Origin of the sequence: Pseudomonas oryzagri, from assembly GCF_020831405.1 — a bacterium.
GTDB classification, from domain to species: Bacteria; Pseudomonadota; Gammaproteobacteria; order Pseudomonadales; family Pseudomonadaceae; genus Geopseudomonas; species Geopseudomonas oryzagri.
The window spans coordinates 40,386-59,763 of the sequence record NZ_JAJHPU010000023.1 but is presented as its reverse complement, the minus strand read 5'-3'; the positions used below and the strand labels follow the sequence as shown (position 1 = coordinate 59,763).

The following is a 19,378-nucleotide window of genomic DNA, read 5'->3' as shown; positions in this document are numbered from 1 at the left end:
CACACCACGTGGTAGCCGACGTAGATCGCCAGCACGAAGATGATCAGGTTGTAGAGACCGTCGGAAATCGGGTCCATGGCAGTGTCCTTAGGCGGTGGCTTTGGGGGCGGAAGCGGCGGAAGCGGCGGAAGCAGCAGGAGTCGCAGGGGCCGAGGGAGCGGCAGCGCCGCCATTGACCCGCACCAGTTGGCCGTCCGTGCACATCAGGCAGGCGGCGACGATGTCGTCCTCGCGGTTGAGCTGGAAGCGGCCGTCCTTGTCGAGGACCAGCTTGAGAAAATCCAGCAGGTTGCGCGCGTACAGGGCCGAGGCGTCGGCCGGCACCAAGGCCGGCAGATTGCTGTGGCCCACCAGGGTCACGCCGTGCTTGACCACCACCCGGTCGACCTCGGTCAGCGGGCAGTTGCCGCCCTGGGCGGCGGCCAGGTCGATGATCACCGAACCGGGCTTCATCTCGGCGACGGTGGCTTCGTGCAGCAGGGTCGGCGCCTGGCGGCCGGGGATCAGCGCGGTGGTGATCACGATATCGGCCTGCTTGGCCTTCTCGTGCACGGCTTTCGCCTGGCGCTCCATCCACGAGGCCGGCATCGGCCGCGCGTAGCCGCCCACGCCCTGGGCGCACTCGCGTTCCTCGTCGGTCTCGAACGGCACGTCGACGAACTTGGCACCCAGCGACTCGATCTGCTCCTTGACCGCCGGACGCACGTCCGAGGCTTCGATCACCGCGCCCAGGCGCTTGGCGGTGGCGATGGCCTGCAGGCCGGCGACGCCGGCGCCGAGCACCAGCACGCGGGCGGCTTTCACGGTACCGGCGGCGGTCATCAGCATCGGCATGAAGCGCGGGTAGTGGTTGGCGGCGAGCATCACCGCCTTGTAGCCGGCGATATTGGCCTGCGAGGACAACACGTCGAGGCTCTGCGCGCGCGAGGTGCGCGGGGCGGCCTCGAGGGCGAAGGCGGTGATGCCGCGCTCGGTCATGCGCGAGAGGTTGGCGTTGTCGAAGGGGTTGAGCATGCCGACCAGCACGGCGCCGGGCTGCATCAGGGCCAGCTCGGCCTCATCGGGCGCCACGACCTTGAGCACCAGCTCGGCGCCGAGGGCCTCGCTGGCGGTGCCGATGCGTGCGCCGGCGGCGACGTAGGCGTCGTCCGGCAGGCTGGCGGCAACGCCGGCACCGGTCTGGACGACGACCGTATGGCCCTGGCCGACGAGTTTCTTCACCGTTTCCGGCGTGGCGGCCACGCGGGTTTCACCGGCGTGGGTTTCCAAGGGAATACCGATGCGCATTCCTTTCTCCTTGTTCTTGGGGTCTTGAAGCAGGCCAATCGCTGAAACCGATTCACCTGCCCAGCGGATTGATGTGGCGGTCAGCCGCGCTTGCGCCGTGCATAGAATGCGTCGATGGCTGTGACGAATTCGGGACGAGCGGCGCAGTCGAGGAAGCCCTGGTGCTCGGCCTGCAGCTGCTCGGCCAGCGGCTGCTGCAGCGAACTGCGCAGCAGGCGCTTGAGATTGGCCAGGGCATGCGGCGCGCGCCCGGCCAGGCGTTCGGCCATTTCCAGGGTGGTTTCGGCCAGGCGCTCGGCCGCCACCACGCGGTTGACCAGGCCCAGGCGCAGCGCTTCGGCGGCATCGAACGGCTCGGCCAGCAGGGCGACTTCCAGCGCCTTGCGCAGGCCGAGCAGGCGCGGCAGCGCCCAGGAGGCGCCGCCGTCGCAATTGGTGGCGATGTCGGTGTAGGCGAAGTTGAAGCGCGTGCCCTCGGCGGCGATGGCCAGATCGGCGCCCAGCATCAGGCTCATGCCGGCGCCGGCGGCGGCGCCATGCACGCTGGCCAGCACCGGCTTGGGCATCTCGGCGAGCAGTTGCACCGCCTGGTGCAGCGGGCGGATCAGCGCGTCGGCGGCTTCCACCGGCGCGGCGCGCATCGCCGCCAGGTCGCCGCCGGCCATGAAGGCGCGGCCGTTGCCGGCGAGCACGACGACGCGCACGGCGCTGTCGCCGGCCAGCGACCGGCAGCTTTCCAGCAGCGCGTGGGCCAGATCGACGTCCAGCGCGTTGAGCACGTCAGGACGGTTGAAGCGCAGCTGGGCGACGGCCCCGCTGCGCTCGACGAGCAGTGGTGAATCGGTCATGGCAGTCCCCCGGGAATGGGTGCAGGGCAAGCGTATGGAGCCAATGTCCGGACTGTAGGGGCGAAGTTATTCGCCGGAACACTCCGCAAGGCGAATGAATTCGCCCCTACAGGGGAGCAGGTCGCCCATGCGACCTGGCGTTACAGGGCGCGCTCCAGCTCGGGCACGGCCTCGAACAGGTCGGCGACCAGGCCGTAGTCGGCAACCTGGAAGATCGGCGCCTCCTCGTCCTTGTTGATCGCCACGATCACTTTCGAGTCCTTCATACCGGCCAGGTGCTGGATGGCGCCGCTGATGCCGACGGCCACGTACAGCTCGGGAGCGACGATCTTGCCGGTCTGGCCCACCTGCATATCGTTGGGCACGAAGCCGGCGTCGACGGCGGCGCGCGAGGCACCGACGGCGGCGCCGAGCTTGTCGGCCACCGCGTAGAGCAGGGCGAAGTTGTCGCCGTTCTGCATGCCGCGGCCGCCGGAAACGACGATCTTGGCGCCGGTCAGCTCGGGGCGTTCGGACTTGGCGATTTCCTCGCCGACGAAGCTGGACACGCCGGTATCGCAGGAAGCGCCGATGGCCTCGATGGCCGCGCTGCCGCCGGTGGCGGCCACGGCATCGAAACCGGTGCCGCGCACGGTGATCACCTTGACCGCCGCGCTCGACTGCACGGTGGCGATGGCGTTGCCGGCGTAGATCGGACGCTGGAAGGTGTCGGCACTGACCACCTTGACGATCTCGGAGATCTGGTCGACGTCGAGCAGCGCGGCGACGCGCGGCAGATAGTTCTTGCCATTGGTGGTGGCCGGGGCCAGCACGTGGCTGTAGCCGCTGCGGGCCAGCTCGACCACCAGCGGCGCGACGTTTTCCGGCAGCTGGTGGGCGAAGGCGGCGTGGTCGGCGACCAGCACCTTGGCGACGCCGGCGACTTTCGCGGCGGCTTCGGCCACCGCGGCGCAGCCTTGACCTGCGACCAGCACATGAACGTCGCCGCCGATCTGGCTGGCAGCGGCCACGGTATTGAGAGTGGCGGCAGCCAGTGCGGCGTTGTTGTGTTCGGCAATGACGAGAATGGCCATCAGATCACCTTCGCTTCGTTCTTCAGTTTCTCGACCAGTTCGGCCACCGACTTGACCTTGATGCCGGCCTGGCGGGTAGCCGGGGCTTCGACCTTGAGGGTCTTCACGGTCGAGGCGGTGGAGACGCCCAGCGCATCGGGGGTGACGGTCTCCAGCGGCTTCTTCTTGGCCTTCATGATGTTCGGCAGCGAGGCGTAGCGCGGCTCGTTGAGGCGCAGGTCGGTGGTGACGATGGCCGGGAGCTTGAGGGAAACGGTCTGCAGGCCGCCGTCGATCTCGCGGGTGACGTTGACCTTGTCGCCGGCCACCTCGACCTTGGAGGCGAAGGTGCCCTGGGCGAAGCCGGTCAGCGCGGCGAGCATCTGGCCGGTCTGGTTGTTGTCGCTGTCGATGGCCTGCTTGCCGGTGATGACCAGCTGCGGCTGTTCCTTGTCGACCACGGCCTTGAGCAGCTTGGCGACGGCCAGCGAGCCCAGTTCGTCATTGCTCTCGATCAGCACGGCGCGGTCGGCGCCGAGGGCCAGGGCGGTGCGCAGCTGCTCCTGGGCGGCATTGGCGCCTACTGAGACCACCACCACCTCAGTGGCGATGCCCTTTTCCTTCAGGCGCACGGCTTCTTCCACGGCGATCTCGCAGAAGGGATTGAGCGCCATCTTCACGTTGCTCAGGTCGACGCCGGAATTATCCGCCTTGACGCGGACCTTCACGTTGTAATCGACCACGCGTTTCACGGGGACCAGGACTTTCATGCAACCTCCGGGTTCGTCTGGATAGTTGCAGTCAACTTACGGCAACGCGCAGCGATCAGCCTCGTTCATTTGAACTATTGCCGTTATCTTGCCGGCAGCGAAACGAAACCGCCCGGCGGAGGCCGGGCGGTACGGACTGCGGGCGGATCAGCGCTTGTCGACGGTGACGATCTCGCGACGCTCGCTCATTGCCGCCGGTACCTCGGCCTCGTCGGTGTAGAACTGCTGGTACCACTCGCGCAGCTGGTAGACCGGGCCGTCGCCCTCGGCGAGCACCGGGTTGTTGATGGCGACCTTGTGCTTCCAGATGTCCACGTCCTGGTAGAAGGAGGTGCGGTTCTGCTGCACGTACTCCTTGGCCAGCGCCTCGTTCTGCTCCTCGCTCCAGCCCGGCATCTTCTTCACCAGGCAGCCGAAGCGCAGCTCGAAGCTGTTGGTGGTGATCGGCACGTGGCAGTTGAGCAGGATCGAGTGCACTTCCAGGCCCTCGAACACCGCGCGCATGCGGGTGAAGTGGGTGGCCGGGCCGAAGTAGGCCGACTCGGCGACCAGGTCGCCGCCCAGGCGGATCGAGTCGCCATGGAATATCTGGTGGGCGACATGCCCCTCGAACACGTTGGCGAAGTACTTGGTCGGCGTGCCGTGCACCGGGCCGAAGTGCTGGGCGTCGGCGAGGTTGTCGACCAGCTCGCGCGGGTGGGTGTCGATGATCAGGGTGTCGAGGTGCCAGTCGTGCGACCACTCGTCGCTGTCGATCTCCGGCAGGTGCGGGATCACCACATCGGCGGCCGGCGCCTTGCCTTCGGGGTTGTTCCAGACGAACAGCAGGCCGTTCTCCTCGCAGGTCAGCCAGGAGCGGGTCTTGGCCTTGGGCGGGATGCGCTCGCAGTAGGGAATCTGGGCGCAGCGGCCGCTGCCCTCGAACTGCCAGTGGTGGAACGGGCAGACCACGCGGTTGCCTTCCAGGGTGCCCTGCGACAGGTCCGCGCCCATGTGCGGGCAGTGGGCGTCGAGGATGTTGATCTTGCCGTTGTCCTCGGCGAAGGCCACCAGGCGGCCGCCGAAGATGTTCAGGGTGTGCAGCTTGCCGTCGCGGTAGTCGTCGGCGACACCCAGGCAGTGCCAGCCGCGCGCGAAACGGGGCGGCAGCGCATTGTTGATATTGTTAGAGGTCATGGGGCTTTCTCCGTTGGGCACACGCAAGACGGGACGCCCTCCGGCCGCGCCTCTGGGCGGGACGGACGGCGGCGTCCGACGATCTTCACCGACGGCCGCCGCGCGTTCATCATCCGCTTGGACTAGAAAAGGCGATTTCAGGGGACCTCTAAAAACGTAGGCGAGGCAGTCAGCGCAAGGCGAAAACAGGCGAAAAAGCGCAGTTTACGTGTGGTAAATGAGCATTTTGAGACGCCGCGTCCCGGCCTGTTTTCAACGCAGCGATGACAACGCAGGTAGTTTTTAGAAGTGCCCTTCAGGCGCCGGCCGGCGCCCGCCAGTCGGCGACTATGCCCTGCTCCAGCGCGAACGGCTGGGCGGCGATGGTGCGCTTCTGGAACTGCCCGGCCTCGGGCGCGGTGGCCAGCCAGAGCATCACCTGCGCCGGCACCTCGGGCGGCGCCACGCCGCGGCGCAGGGCGATCACGCCCTGGTCGCCGATGGTGGCCTTGAGCGCCTCGGTGGTGACCACGCCGGGGTTGAGGGTGAAGGCGCGGATGCCGCGCTCGCCCAGCTCGGTGGTGAGCACCCCGGACAGGCGCGACACCGTGGCCTTGCCGGCGCCGTAGGCGTAGCCCCAGCCACCGTGCCCGGCCGCCACCGGCGGATCGCTCTCGCCGGCGCCGGAGGTGACGTTGATGATCACCCCGTCGCCGCGCTCGAGCATCTGCGGCAGCACCGCGCGGGTGGCCAGGAACGGCGCCAGCAGGTAGCCCTGGTAGACGCGCAGCAGGGTATCGGCCTCGAGTTCGAGGAACGGCAGGTTGAGGTCGCTGCCCTGGTAGATGGCGTTGTTGACCAGCACGTCGATGCGCCCGAAGTGCTCGAGCACGGCGGCGCAGGCTGCGCACACCGATTCGCCGTCGAGCAGGTCCATGCGTACCACGAAGGCTTGCCGGCCCAGCTCACGGATGGCCGCGGCGGTCGCCGCCAGGCTGCCGGCCAGCGGCGTGCCGTCCGGGTTGCGCAGCGCGTGCTGGTGGGACTCGCCCTCCTCCAGGGTGCGCGCGCTGATCGCCACGTCGAAGCCGGCGCGGGCGAAGGCCAGCGCGGTCTCGCGGCCGATACCCCGGCTGGCGCCGGTGATGAATGCCACCTTGTTCATTGCAGACTCCTTCAGTGAAATCCTCGGCCAGGCGCCTGGCCGGGCCAATCTCCTGCAGGGGCGAATTCATTCGCCAAGCAGGCCAACGGCCTGCCCTGGATGCCTCCTGGGGGCGCTTCGCACCCCTTGGCGAATGAATTCGCCCCTACAGGGTTTGCGTGGGCCCGGACGCTGTTCATGTGCTTGCCCTGCGGGCCAGTCTTGGCGCTGGGCGCCGCGGCGGTCATCGTCAATTCGGACCAGAAACGACGAGGCCATCCTGGCGTTGGACACCCGGCGGAGCATCGCCAACGCCGGGCGCCGTCCGCGTGCTCCAGAAACGACGAGGCCACCCGCGGGTGGCCTCGCCTGTCGCACGGCGGAATCAGAAGCTCGCCGGACGCACCATCGCATCCATGCCGCCATCGACGAATACCACAGTGCCGTGCATGAAGCTCGCCTGCGGCGACTGCAGGAAGGCGACCAGCGCGGCGATCTCCGCCGGGCGGCCGGAGCGGCCCAGCGGGGCGACGAAGTCGCGCACCGCCTGGCCGAAGCGCGGATCGTCCTTGGATGACTGCAGCAGCGGGGTCTCCACCGCGCCTGGCGCTACCACGTTGAGGCGCAGGCCGCGGCCGCCCCACTCCACCGCCTTCTGGCGAGCGTAGCGGGTCACCGCGTACTTGGAGCTGGCGTAGGCGAAGTGCGCCTGGTTCAGTTCGCCGGCCAAGGCAAGGGCGAGCGCCTCGTCGCCGGCCAGCATGGCCTCGGTCATCGGCTGGCTGTCGGCGCCCGGCTGGGTCGCCGCCACCGAGCCGATCACCACCGCCGCGCCCCGCTCGCCGCGCGCCAGCGCGTCGGCCAGGCCGTCGACCAGCGCGGTGACGCCGAAGTGGTTGACCGCGACGATCAGGGCCGACGGCGCGGTGACGCCGAGGCCGGCGCAGCACACCAGGCCGTCGAGCACGCCGTCGCAACGGGCGAGCACGGCCTCGACCGCGGCCCGGCGACCCTCGGCGGTGGACAGGTCGGCGATCACCTCGGCGTTGGCGCGGTCGATGCCGATGATCTGGTGGCCGGCGGCGCGCAGGGCGTCGCACACGGCGGCGCCGATACCCGACGCGGAACCGCTGACAGCTGTGACTGGCATGGAATCTCTCCTCAATGGCCGGGCCGGATGGCTGGGCCGAAATGGCTGGGGCGGCCCCACTCTAGGAGGCGCCCGACGCGCGTCGAATCGTCCAAGCGGACGATTCGTCCGGGCGCGCTTCAGCCGCCGCGCAGGCGGTCGGAGGGGAGATCGGCCTGGCCCAGCGCCATCACGCTGTTGAGCATGACGCGCACCAGTTCGGTCTGCCGGCGCACCCCGGTCTTGGAGAAGATCGCGCGCAGGTGGGCGCGGGCGGTGTTGCGGCGGATGTTCAGCTTCTCGGCGGCCTCCTCCAGCGACAGGCCGTTGGCCAGCTCGAGCGACAGCGCGGTTTCCGCCGGGGTCAGGTTGAACAGCTGCTTGGGCACCGCGGTGCTGGCCAGCGACTTGCCGACCGCATCGCGGATATACACCACCACCGCCGGCTGGCCCTTGCTTTCCGCCCACTCCAGCGAAGGCACCGACTCCACCACCACCACCAGACTGACCTGGCCGGAAGGCCGGGTGATCGACACCGCCTCGGCGATCGGCGGGCTCTCCTTGCCCTGGCGGGCGAAGGCGCCGCGCACCAGGCGCTGCAGCTCGCGATTGTCGCTGGGGTAGGAGGCCTCCAGGCGGCCGGCGACCAGCTTGAGGCCGTCGGCGCTGGTGAGCAGTTCCTGGGCGATGGGGTTGTGCTGCAGCACGCGGCCGCTCTCGTCGAGGACGATGGTGGCCACCGACAGACGGCTGATTGCCTGCGAGTAGAGCGTGCCCATCGACTGGCTGCGGTCCAGCTGGTTATGCATGTTCAGGGCGCGGCGCAGGTGCGGCAGGATCAGCTCGCACAGCGCGCGGTCGCGCGCCGAGAAGGCCGGCGCGGATTCCGGGCGGGTGATGCGAAAACGCAGCTTGCCGGAATCGGGGGTGGCGATGTCCACGCCCATCACGTGGAACACGTCCTTGGGACAGCACCAGTGCTGGAAGTAGGAGGAGGCCCGCCAGTCCTTCTCGCTCATCAGGTCGTCGACGGTGAACACCTTGTCGGCCGGCTGGTTGATGAACGGGGTGCTGGAGTGCGGATAAGTCAGGTAGGTGACCTTGCCCTCGCCTTCGATATTGCCGGCGACGATCATCAGGCCGGCGTCCGACTGGTCGGGGATGCGCAGGATCAGCGTGACGTAGTTGGCCTGGAACAGTTCGCGCAGGTGCTCCATGGGGATATTCCACAGGCGACTGTCCAGCGCGGCGTCGTACAGGGATGCGACCAGGCGGTCGTATTCGGCCAGATCGAGCCCGGCCAGGGCATGAATGCCGCTGTTGTTCTTGTCCACCCTATTACCTCTCTGCGGAGATGGCCTGTCGGCCACCTCTCGTTATTCTTATCGAATCGAGTCGCGACGGGCGCCAGGGCGCCGTGCGACTCGGAGCGGCCGGGGCGCCGCTCGTGCATGCACGCAAGGGACCGCTGGCCGGCCACGGAGTGGCAGGACCGGCCGGTGAGCCCCGTGCTAGACAGCTTCCGGCAAACTCGGGGGGAGCACAACCGCATTTGGTCGAATTCCCCCCGGCTGCCGGACTATGCCCCGACGGTGGTCTCGCGGCGGGCGGCGGCCACCGTGCTCGCCTCGGCCTTGTCGCTCTGCCGCGCCCGTACCAGCGGGCGTCCTTCGTTGAACCAGGCGGCCAGCGCGGGCAACAGGAAGATCGCGCCGAACACGTTGACCAGGAACATGAAGGCCAGCAGCACGCCCATGTCGGCCTGGAACTTCAGCGGCGCGAAGGCCCAGGTGCACACGCCGATCGACATGGTCAGCGCGGTGAACACCGCCGCCGTGCCGCGCTGGCGCATCGCCTCGTAGAAGGCGTGGCGCAGGTCGCGGCCCTCCTCCATCTCGTGCTGGATCCGCTCGTACAGGTAGATGCCGTAATCGACGCCGACGCCGACGCCGAGGGCCACCACCGGCAGGGTGGCGACCTTGAGGCCGATGCCGAGCAGCGCCATCAGCGCGTTGCAGAGGATGGCGACGATGGCCAGCGGCACCAGGATGCACAGCACCGCGCGCAGCGAGCGGAAGGTCAGCCAGCAGAACAGCGCCACCGAGCCGAACAGCGCGGCCAGCATCATCACCTCGGCGCGGTCCACCGCCTCGTTGGAGGCCGCCATGATCCCGGCGTTGCCGCCGGCCAGGCGGAAGTTCACCCCGGGCGTGACGTCGGCGGCGACGATGCGCTTGACCTCGTTGACCACGTGGGCGACGGTCGCGCCCTCGTGATCGGTCAGGAACACCAGGATCTGCATCTGCTGGCAGCCGTCGGTGACCATGCCCAGCTCCGAGGAGTAGGCGCGCGAGCCCTGCTGCAGGCCGCGTTCGGAGTTGGGGATCGCCGACCAGCGCGGGTTGCCCTCGTTGTTGCCGGAGATCACCACCTTGCCCGCGGCGGTGACGCTGGACACCGACTGCACGCCGGCCACATGGCGCACGGCGAAGTCGAAGCGGTCGACGGCGCGCATCACCGCCGGGTCCAGGCAGGCTTCCGGATGGTCCTTGACGTCGACGAACACCGTCAGCACGTCGAGGCCGATGGCGTAGCTGCCGACGATCCGCGCGTTGTCGCGGTTGTAGCGCGAGTCGCTGCGCAGCTCCGGCGCGCCGGCGCCGATGTCGCCGGTCTGCAGGTCGCGGGCCTTGAGGGTGCCGACGACGAGCAGCACCAGGCTGGTGAAGAACACCAGCAGCGCCGGGCCGGGCCTGGCCAGGCTGGAGAGCCCCCACCACAGCGGGTGCTTGCGGCCTTCCAGCGGCTTGTTGCTGGGCTGCGCCGCACGCTCCAGGCTCAGGTGGGAGATGATGATCGGCAGCATCATCTTGTTGGTGACGATCATCAGGATGACGCCCAGGCAAGCGGTCACCCCCAGCTCGTGGACGATGGGGATGTCGATCAGCATGATCACCGCGAAGCCCACGGCGTTCATCAGCAGCGCCAGCGAACCGGGGATGAAGATCTTGCAGAAGGCGGCGTGGGCCGCGGCCTCGGAACTGGCGCCGGCCACCACGTCCTGCTTCCAGGCGTTGGTCATCTGCACCGCGTGGGATACGCCGATGGAGAAGATCAGGAACGGCACCAGGATCGACATCGGATCGATGCCCAGGCCCAGGAGCGGCAGCAGGCCGAGCAGCCAGACCACCGGCAGCAGCGCCACCACCAGCGCCACCACGGTCATCTTCAGCGAGCGCGAGTAGCCCCACAGCAACCCGGCGGTGATCAGGAAGGCGACCACGAAGAAGCCCATCACCGCGCCCAGGCCATCGACCACGTCGCCGACGAGCTTGGCGAAGCCGACCACGTTGATCTCGATCTGATCGCTGTTGTATTTCGCGCGGATCTCCTCCAGGCGCTTGGCCACCTCCGTGTAGGAAACCTTCTCGCCGGTCTTCGGATCGACGTCCTGCAGGTCGGCGCGCACCATGGCCGACTTCAGGTCGTTGGCCACCAGGCGACCGATCTGCCCGGAGCGCGCGGTGTTGTTGCGTACCTGTTCGAGGTCCTCGAGGGTGCCGCCGAAGCGCGGCGGCACCACCACGTCGCCGAAGAAGCCCTCCTCGGTCACCTCGACGTACTGCACGTTGGGGGTGAACAGCGAGGTCACGCTGGAGCGGCTGACCCCGGAGGTGAAGAACACGTCGTCGGTGACCTTGCGCAGGGTCTGCAGGAACACCGGGTTGTAGATGTCGCCCTCGCCCTTCCAGCGCACGCTGACCAGGAAGCGGTTGGCGCCGGTGAAGCTCTTGCTGTATTCGAGGAAGTTCACCATGTACTCATGGCGCAGCGGGATCAGCTTGTTGAAGCCGGGGTCCAGGCGGGTCTGCAGGGCGCTGTAGCCCAGGCCCAGGGTGATGGCGAGGAACACCGCCATCAGTCCGCGACGGTGGGCCATCAGCAGGTCGGCACAGGCCTCGACCCAGCGGTCCACCCGGGAGGTTTGTCCTTTCATCACGTCACCCTCAGTCCTTCGCGACGGTTACGCCGCCGCGGAAACTCTTGAACACGCCCTGCTCGCCGCCGACCACCAGCACCCGCTCGTCGAGCGCCGATACCGAGGTCAGGGTGCCCAGGCTCTTCAGGCGCAGGCTGTCGACCAGATGGCCCTGGCCGTCGAAGCGGGTGACCACCCCACCGGCGCCGACCACCAGCACCCCGGTCTGACCGGGCAGCCGGGCGTGGCCGTAGAGCGGCGAGCTATGGCCGAGCGGAATCTGTGTCCAGTTCTGGCCGAAGTCGTGGCTGACGAACACGTGGCCGCGCATGCCATAGGCCAGCCAGCGCTCGGTGGACAGGCGCGCCACGCCGAACAGCGAGCCGTTGTAGAAGGCCGGCAGCGCCTCCCAGGTCTGCCCGCCGTCGGCCGAGCGCAGCACCGTGCCCTGCTCGCCGACCAGCATCTGCCGGCCGTCGGCGCCGCCGTCCATGCCGTTGAGGTGATAGCCGTCGACCGGCAGCTCGCGGGCCTGCCAGGTCTTGCCGCCGTCGGCGGAGACGAAGAACTTGCCGTAGCTGCCGTAGGCCACCACGTGGTTGGCGTCGCCGGCCCAGACGCCGAGCAGCGGCTCGGCCAGCTCGCTGTCGATCCGCACCTCCTGCCAGCTCTTGCCGCCGTTCTCGGAGCGCAGGATCCAGCCGTCGTGGCCGACCGCCACCAGGTGGTCGGCGGAGAGCACCACCACGCCGGTCAGCGAGCTGCTGCGGCGCGGCTCGATGCTGGCCTGCTGCCAGGTTTCGCCCAGATCGTCGCTGGTGAGGACGATGCCCTGCTCGCCAACGGCGACCACGCGACGGCCGTCGACCGCCATGTCGTTGATCAGCAGGCGGTCGGTGCGCAACTGGGTAGCCGGCAGGGGCGGCGGTGTGCGGTGCGAGAAGGCGTACGCGGCGGTCGCCGCGACCACCGCCGACATGGCGTAGGCGATCAACTGGCGCATGTCGACCTCCACAGACGATTGAGTGCTTTCATGTGCTTCCTATCCCTTGTTCTTGTAATGGCCCGCCGGAACGTCCGGGGGCGACGCAGGCGATCTCACGAACGGATAGTCGGCAGGGGGAGCCTGCGCAGGCATCGTCCATAAGGAGTACGCCGGCGCAGATGGGGGATGGGGCGGATGGTTGCGGGGGCGAATTCATGCGCCTTGCTGGCGAGGCATCGGGGCGCACGAATTCGCCCCGACAGCGCTGGGACTCAGGCGAGTCCGAACAATCCGGCGGCGCTAAGCCGCCGAGGGCGAGGCCAGCGCATGACCCTGTAGGGGCGAATTCATTCGCCAAGGGGCGCGAAGCGCCCCCCGAACCACCAAGCGCAGGCCGTTGGCCTGCTCGGCGAATGAATTCGCCCCTACAACGCCCGGCCTCAGGCGATCTCGAACAATCCAGCCGCACCCATGCCGCCGCCGATGCACATCGCCACCACCACGTAACGCACGCCGCGGCGGCGACCTTCCAGCAGGGCGTGGCCGACCATGCGCGCGCCGGACATGCCGAACGGGTGGCCGATGGCGATGGCGCCGCCGTTGACGTTCAGGCGGTCGTTGGGGATGCCCAGTACGTCGCGGCAGTGGATCACCTGGCAGGCGAAGGCCTCGTTGATCTCCCACAGGCCGATGTCGGCCACGGTCAGGCCGAAGCGCTTGAGCAGCTTGGGCACCGCGAACACCGGACCGATGCCCATCTCCTCCGGCGCGCAGCCGGCCACGGCGATGCCGCGGTACACGCCGAGCGGCGCCAGACCACGGCGCGCCGCCTCGGCGCGGCTCATCAGCAGGGTCGCCGCGGCGCCGTCGGAGAACTGCGAGGCGTTGCCGGCGGTGATGAACTCGCCCTGCTGCACCCACTTGCCGTCCTTCCATACCGGCTTGAGCGCGGCCAGATCCTCCAGGGTGGTCGAGGGGCGGTTGCACTCGTCGCGGGTGGCGAGCACTTCCTCGTGGCCGGTCGGGTTGCCCTCCTTGTCGAAGCACAGCTTGCGCGCGGCGAGCGGCACGATCTCGTCGGCGAACAGCCCGGCGGCCTGCGCCGCGGCGGTGCGCTGCTGGCTCTGCAGGGAATACTCGTCCTGGGCGGCGCGCGAGATGCCGTAGCGGCGCGAGACGATCTCGGCAGTCTCCAGCATGGGGATGTAGGCTGCCGGCACCACTTCCTGCACCGCCAGCGACTGCGCACGGTAGCTGTTCTTGTGCTTGGTCTGGGTCAGCGACAGCGACTCGACGCCGCCGGCCACCGCCACGCTCAGCTCGCCGGTCATGATGCCCTTGGCGGCGACGCCGATGGTCATCAGGCCGGAGGCGCACATGCGGTCCAGCGCCATGCCCGGCACCGTGTCCGGCAGGCCGCCGGTGTAGGCGCACAGGCGGCCGATGTTGTAGGCCTGGGTGCCCTGCTGCACCGCCGCGCCCATGATCACGTCCTCCACCGCGCCCGGCTCGATGCCGGCGCGCTCGACCACCGCGCGCACCACGTGGCCGCCGAGCACCGGCGCCTCGGTATCGTTGAAGGAGCCGCGGAAGGACTTGGTCAGCGCGGTGCGCGCGGTGGATACGATCACCGCATCGTTCGGATTGGCTTGCATGGGGAATCTCTCGCTCAGTTGAAGGTGTAGCGGCTGATGGTGTCGACCACGCAGCCCGGGCGCTCGCCGCCCTCGATCTCGACGCTGACGCGCACGGTGGCCTGCACCGCCGCGCCGATCGCCTCGACGCCGACGATCTCGGCGCGGCCGCGCACGCGTGCGCCGACCCTGACCGCCGCAGGGAAGCGCACGCGGTCGCAGCCGTAGTTGACGCCCATGCGCAGGTTGTCGACCTGGATCAGCTGCGGCAGGAACAGGTTGACCAGGGAGAGGGTCAGGTAGCCGTGGGCGATGCAGCCGCCGAACGGGCCGCTGGCGGCGCGCTCGGGGTCGACGTGGATCCACTGGTGGTCGCCGGTGGCCTCGGCGAACAGGTTGACCCGCGCCTGGTCGATCTCGATCCAGTCGGTGGCGCCCAGCTCCCGGCCCTGGGCGGCGAGCAGTTGTTCGGCGCTGGAAAAGACGGTGGTCATGGCGCGTTCCTCAGGCCTGCTGGGAGCTGACCGACAGCACTTCGCCGGTCATGTAGGAGGCGTAGTCGCTGGCCAGGAAGACCATCACGTTGGCCACTTCCCAGACCTCGGCGGCGCGGCCGAAGGCCTCGCGGCTGGCCAGCTGGGCGAGCAGCTCCTCGCTGGAGGCCTTCTTGAGGAAGTCGTGCAGGGCAATCGACGGCGATACCGCGTTGATGCGCACGCCGAACTCGGCGGCCTCCAGGGCGCTGCAACGGGTCAGCGCCATCACCCCGGCCTTGGCCGCAGCGTAGTGGGCCTGCTCCTTCTGGGCGCGCCAGCCGAGCACCGAGGCGTTGTTGACGATCACCCCGCGGCCGCGGCCCTGCATGTGCGGCAGCATCGCGCGGGTCATGCGGAAGGTGCCGGTCAGGGTGATGTCGAGGACCCGCGACCACTCCTCGTCGCTCATCTCGGTGACGCGCTTCTGGCCGCCGAGGCCGGCGTTGTTGATCAGCACGTCGACACCGCCCAGGCTCTCCTCGGCGGCGGCGATCAGCGCCTGCACTTCTTCTTCCACGGCGACGTTGCACAGCTGCCCGTACACCGCGGCAAGCCCGGTCTCCGCCTTGAGGCGCTCGACCGCCTCTTCCAGACGGCGCGGGTGGATGTCGGAAATCATCAGCGTCCGGCAGCCCTCCTCCGCACAGCGCTTGGCGGCGGCGAAGCCGATGCCGGCGCCGGCGGCGGCGGTGATCAGAACGGACTTGCCGGCCAGCAGCTGGTGGCCGGGCACGTAGGGGGGAGCTTGTCGCATGGCAGAAACCTCATTGTTCAGGGTCTGCCACAGGTATACGGGGCGTTCGGGGGCGTCACATCGTCAATATGGACGGGAGTGGGAAACGCAGGCGCTGGCGTTTGCGCGATCAGGTCGGCTGCGAAGTTAAGAAAAAATGCGCATACTCGCGAAATCTGAAGATTTTCCGTGCTCGCTCAAGAGAATCTGCCGGGCAACGGAAAAACTGTGCGAAAACCGGGGGAACGATGAGCGCCGTTGGCTATGGCTATCTGCTGGATGCCCTGAAACTGGCCGCCTTGCCGCTGCGCTGCCCGGCGCAGGTACGGCCGGTGACCCGCCTGACGAGAATAGGCGACACCCTTTCGGTGCCACAAGCCATGGCCCCGGCCGAGGGCGACCACCTCGGCCACGTGCTCTTCGCGATCAAGCACGAAGGCATCAACCTCAGCGTACTGGCCCAGGCCCTGCCGGAGATTCCGGTGGCGGTCTTCGAGGCCGCCCTGGCGAGCGCGCCGAATGGCATCTACCTGCGCAAGGCCTGTTTCCTGCGCGAGGCTTTCACCGGCGTGCAGATCGCCCAGCCGAAGCCGGTGGCCGGCAAGTTCATCCCGCTGTTCGACCCCGAGCGCTATGTCACCGGTCCCGCCCGGCGCAATTCGCGCTGGCGGGTCGAGTTCAACGGCATCGGCAGCCTGAACTACTGCGCAACCGTCGAGCGCACCGCGGAGATCGAGGAGCTGCTCGGCCACGACATCCTCGGCCGGGCCCGAGCCTTCATCCAGTCCCTGCCGCCGGTGATGATGGATCGCGCGATCAACTGGGCCTACCTGCACGAAACCAGGGATTCCTTCGCCATCGAGCGCGAGGCGGCCAGCGAGGAGAAGTCCAGGCGCTTCATCCGTCTGCTGCGCCAGGCCCATGACCGCCGTCCGCTCAGCGAGGACTATCTGGTCGGTCTGCAGAATGCCGCCGTGAGCAATCCGCTGGATCTGGCGGCGGCCTTCCGTCACGAACAGAACTACCTGAGCAACGGCTCCCGCGGCGCCGCGGGCGTCACCTATGTGCCGCCGCCTCCCGAGCTGTGCCGCGAGCTGATGGACGAGCTGATGGCCTTCGCCAACGACGCGGCCTCCGCGATCGACCCGCTGGTGGCGGCCGGCGTCGTCTCGTTCGGCTTCGTGCTGCTGCACCCCTTCATGGACGGCAACGGCCGCCTGTCGCGCTTCCTGGTCCATCACAGCCTGTGCCGGGCCGGCGCGCTGGAGAACGGCCTGCTGCTGCCGGTCTCGGTGGCCATGAAACGGGAAGAGAAGCGCTATCTGGATGCCCTGCAGGACTTCTCGCGGGCGGCCCGCGAGTTCTGGGAGGTGCGCTGGCTGGATGCCGAGAACCTGACGTTCGAGTTCGTCGGCCATCCCGCCATATACCGCTACTGGGATGCCACCCTGGGCGTGGCCTTCACCCTGGAGATGGCCCGGCGGGCGCTGGAGGTCGAGCTGCACGAGGAAACCCTGTTCCTCGCCCGCTACGATGCGGTCTACAGGGCCGTGGACGAGCGCTACGACGTGCGCGGCAGCGATCTCGCCAACCTGGTGATGATGTGTCTGAGCAACAACGGGGTGGTGTCGCAGAACCGCCGCCGGCAGTTCCAGTACACGGTGCCGGAGGCGGTGTTCGACTGCATCGAGCAGCTCGCCAGGGAACAGCTCGCCGCCCAGGACGGCGAGAGTTCCCCGTCGGCCTGAGGCTGAAGCCAGGGCCGGCGTCAGCCTCCTGCCCTCAGGTCCCCCACACCTTCTGCGCCTTGGGCGCTTCGGCGAGGATCTCGTCGACCGCCGCGCCGATTTCCTCCGGCAGCCAGCGTGCGCCCTTGTCGCGGGTGACGCCGGTGCGCCAGCCGTCGCCCAGGGAGATGCGTCCGCCCTGGCTCTCGAACACCTGGCCGGTGACGTGGCGCGATTGCGCGCTGCCCAGCCAGACCACCAGCGGGGCGACGTTCTCCGCCGCCCACAGGTCGAAGCTGCCGTCTTCGGGCTTCTTCACCACTTCGGCCATGGCGCTCTCGGTCATCGCGGTGCGCGCCGCCGGCGCCAGGGCGTTGGCGGTGACGCCGTAGCGGGCGAGTTCCGCAGCCTGCACCAGGGTCAGCGCGGCGACGCCGCCCTTGGCGGCCGAGTAGTTGGACTGCCCGACCGAACCCTGCAGGCCGGCGCCGGAGCTGGTGTTGATGATCCGCGCGTCGACCATCTGGCCGGCCTTGGCCTGGTCGCGCCAGCGGCGGGCGAGGATGTTGGCCAGGCAGAAGTGGCCCTTGAGGTGCACCTGCATGACCAGGTCCCAGTCTTCTTCGCTGAGGCTGAGGAACATGCGGTCGCGCAGGATGCCGGCGTTGTTGACCAGCACGTGCACCTCGCCGAACGCCGCCAGGGCGGCGTCGACGATGCGCTGGGCGCTTTCCAGGCGGGTGATGTCGTCGGCGTTGGCGATGGCCTGCCCGCCGGCGGCACGGATCTCGCCGGCGACGTCGTCGGCGGCGGCTTGACGAATGTCGTTGACCACCACGTTGGCGCCCTCGGCGGCGAAGGCCAGCGCGTAGGCGCGGCCCAGCCCGCCGCCGGCGCCGGTGATGATCACGGTTCTTCCTGCACAGATAGCCATGGTTTGTTGTCCTTGTTCTCTATATTCGGGTCAGCAGTCGGCGCCCCCCATTCCTGATGGCTCCCACGCTCCTGCGTGGGAGCCCCTGGGCGGGCGCTCCGCGCCCGTGGCCGCAGAGCGGCCCGGGCTGCGTACCCACGCTGGAGCGTGGGCACGATCGATTGGTTCACTGTCAGTGATGGCTCCCACGCTCCTGCGTGGGAGCCCCCTGGGCGGGCGCTCCGCGCCCGTGGCCGCAGAGCGGCCCGGGCTGCGTACCCACGCTGGAGCGTGGGCACGATCAATCACCTACGGTTGATCGCGGCCGGAGTTAAAGCCTTTCGATAATGGTCACGTTCGCCTGGCCGCCGCCCTCGCACATGGTCTGCAGGCCGTAGCGGCCGCCGGTGCATTCCAGTTCGTGCAGCAGCGTGGTCATCAGCCGCGCGCCGGTGGCGCCCAGCGGGTGGCCGAGGGCGATGGCGCCGCCGTTGGCGTTGGTGCGCGCCGGGTCGTAGTCCAGCTCCTTGGCCCAGGCCATCACCACCGAGGCGAACGCCTCGTTGATCTCCACGCGGTCGATGTCGGCCATGGTCATACCGGCCTTCTTCAGCGCAAAGCGGGTCGCCTCGATCGGCGCGGTGAGGTGCCAGATCGGGTCGTCGCCGCGCACGCTGATGTGGTGGATGCGCGCCCGCGGGGTCAGGCCGTAGCGCTTGAGCGCCGCCTCGGAAACGATCAGCAGCGCCGCCGAGGCGTCGCAGGTCTGGCTGGATACCGCGGCGGTGATCGACGGATATTCCGCGCCCACCGGCTCCAGGCTGGCCATCTTCTCCAGGGTGGTCTCGCGCGGCGTCTCGTCGTACCAGACGCCTTCCAGCGGGACGATCTCGCGGGTGAAGCGGCCTTTGGCGATGGCGCTCAGGGCGCGCTGGTGGCTCTCCAGGGCGAAGGCTTCCATTTGTTCGCGGCTGATACCCCAGTGGTCGGCGATGCGCTGGGCGGCGTAGAACTGGTTGACCGGCTGGTCGCCGAAGCGCGCCTGCCAACCCTTGCTGCCGGAGAACGGGTCGGCGAAGCCCAGCGGCTGGCCGGCCAGCATCGCCGAGGAGATCGGGATCTGCGTCATGGTCTGCACGCCGCCGACCGCCACCACGTCCTGGGTGCCGCTCATCACCGCCTGGGCGGCGAAGTGGATGGCCTGCTGCGAGGAACCGCACTGGCGGTCCACGGTGGTGCCCGGCACGTTGAGCGGCAGGCCGGCGGCCAGCCAGCTGGTGCGGGCGATGTCACCGGCCTGCGAGCCGATGGTGTCGACGCAGCCGAACACGACGTCGTCGTACTCGAAGGCCGGGATCGGATTGCGCTCGACCAGCGCCTTGAGCACATGGGCGCCGAGGTCGATGGCGTGCACGTGGGACAGACCGCCCTTGCGCTTGCCGGTCGGGCTGCGCAGGACGTCGACGATATAGGCTTCGGCCATGGT

General features: G+C 68.7%; 16 protein-coding genes and 1 pseudogene. 1 reads left to right on the top strand and 16 read right to left on the bottom strand.

Annotation, left to right across the window (positions count from 1 at the left end; genetic code table 11):
- The 14 genes and pseudogenes from LMJ29_RS09820 to LMJ29_RS09755 all read right to left on the bottom strand — a co-directional run.
- A pseudogene (locus LMJ29_RS09820) lies at positions 1-77 on the bottom strand (NAD(P) transhydrogenase subunit alpha); the annotation flags it as partial.
- A 10-nt stretch (positions 78-87) separates the two neighbouring features.
- Complete coding sequence (locus tag LMJ29_RS09815; RefSeq protein WP_229605342.1) at positions 88-1,287, bottom strand: Re/Si-specific NAD(P)(+) transhydrogenase subunit alpha; 1,200 nt, start codon at positions 1,285-1,287, stop codon at positions 88-90.
- A gap of 80 nt (positions 1,288-1,367) precedes the next feature.
- A complete protein-coding gene (locus LMJ29_RS09810; protein ID WP_229605341.1) occupies positions 1,368-2,135 on the bottom strand; it encodes an enoyl-CoA hydratase/isomerase family protein in 768 nt (255 codons plus the stop codon).
- Positions 2,136-2,275: 140 nt separating this feature from the next.
- Complete coding sequence (locus tag LMJ29_RS09805) at positions 2,276-3,208, bottom strand: electron transfer flavoprotein subunit alpha/FixB family protein (RefSeq protein ID WP_229605340.1); 933 nt, start codon at positions 3,206-3,208, stop codon at positions 2,276-2,278.
- On the bottom strand, positions 3,208-3,957 hold the full coding sequence (locus LMJ29_RS09800; RefSeq protein WP_229605339.1) for an electron transfer flavoprotein subunit beta/FixA family protein: 750 nt from the start codon (positions 3,955-3,957) through the stop codon (positions 3,208-3,210). Before LMJ29_RS09800 ends, LMJ29_RS09805 begins: the two co-directional genes overlap by 1 nt.
- A gap of 147 nt (positions 3,958-4,104) precedes the next feature.
- The gene (locus LMJ29_RS09795; protein WP_229605338.1) at positions 4,105-5,133 is read right to left on the bottom strand and encodes a Rieske 2Fe-2S domain-containing protein; all 1,029 of its coding nucleotides are present in this window, start codon (positions 5,131-5,133) and stop codon (positions 4,105-4,107) included.
- 295 nt (positions 5,134-5,428) lie between these two features.
- Positions 5,429-6,277: an SDR family NAD(P)-dependent oxidoreductase gene (locus LMJ29_RS09790; protein WP_229605337.1), complete on the bottom strand. Its 849-nt coding sequence runs from the start codon at positions 6,275-6,277 to the stop codon at positions 5,429-5,431.
- A 364-nt stretch (positions 6,278-6,641) separates the two neighbouring features.
- Positions 6,642-7,406 (bottom strand): SDR family oxidoreductase, encoded by a 765-nt coding sequence (locus LMJ29_RS09785; RefSeq protein WP_229605336.1) that lies wholly within the window; start codon positions 7,404-7,406, stop codon positions 6,642-6,644.
- A 119-nt stretch (positions 7,407-7,525) separates the two neighbouring features.
- Positions 7,526-8,719 (bottom strand): helix-turn-helix transcriptional regulator, encoded by a 1,194-nt coding sequence (locus tag LMJ29_RS09780; protein ID WP_229605335.1) that lies wholly within the window; start codon positions 8,717-8,719, stop codon positions 7,526-7,528.
- Positions 8,720-8,964: 245 nt separating this feature from the next.
- Positions 8,965-11,382 (bottom strand): efflux RND transporter permease subunit, encoded by a 2,418-nt coding sequence (locus LMJ29_RS09775; RefSeq protein ID WP_229605334.1) that lies wholly within the window; start codon positions 11,380-11,382, stop codon positions 8,965-8,967.
- Between the two features lie 10 nt (positions 11,383-11,392).
- Positions 11,393-12,367, bottom strand: coding sequence for a YCF48-related protein (locus tag LMJ29_RS09770; RefSeq protein ID WP_229605333.1), 975 nt, complete (start codon positions 12,365-12,367; stop codon positions 11,393-11,395).
- A 422-nt stretch (positions 12,368-12,789) separates the two neighbouring features.
- Positions 12,790-14,004: an acetyl-CoA C-acyltransferase gene (locus LMJ29_RS09765; protein ID WP_229605332.1), complete on the bottom strand. Its 1,215-nt coding sequence runs from the start codon at positions 14,002-14,004 to the stop codon at positions 12,790-12,792.
- A gap of 14 nt (positions 14,005-14,018) precedes the next feature.
- Entirely contained in the window at positions 14,019-14,477 is a 459-nt protein-coding gene (locus LMJ29_RS09760) for a MaoC family dehydratase (RefSeq protein ID WP_229605331.1), read from the bottom strand.
- Positions 14,478-14,487: 10 nt separating this feature from the next.
- Positions 14,488-15,273, bottom strand: a complete 786-nt coding sequence (locus LMJ29_RS09755) for an SDR family oxidoreductase (protein ID WP_229605330.1) — start codon at positions 15,271-15,273, stop codon at positions 14,488-14,490.
- Between the two features lie 227 nt (positions 15,274-15,500).
- Between LMJ29_RS09755 and LMJ29_RS09750 the strand changes: the two genes are divergently transcribed.
- Entirely contained in the window at positions 15,501-17,000 is a 1,500-nt protein-coding gene (locus LMJ29_RS09750) for a Fic family protein (RefSeq protein WP_229605329.1), read from the top strand.
- A 34-nt stretch (positions 17,001-17,034) separates the two neighbouring features.
- On the opposite strand, the gene LMJ29_RS09745 is transcribed toward LMJ29_RS09750, so the two are convergent.
- Together LMJ29_RS09745 and LMJ29_RS09740 are read right to left on the bottom strand one after the other, a co-directional pair.
- Complete coding sequence (locus tag LMJ29_RS09745; protein ID WP_229605328.1) at positions 17,035-17,913, bottom strand: SDR family oxidoreductase; 879 nt, start codon at positions 17,911-17,913, stop codon at positions 17,035-17,037.
- A 310-nt stretch (positions 17,914-18,223) separates the two neighbouring features.
- Entirely contained in the window at positions 18,224-19,375 is a 1,152-nt protein-coding gene (locus LMJ29_RS09740; RefSeq protein ID WP_229605327.1) for an acetyl-CoA C-acetyltransferase, read from the bottom strand.
- Positions 19,376-19,378 lie beyond the last annotated feature (3 nt).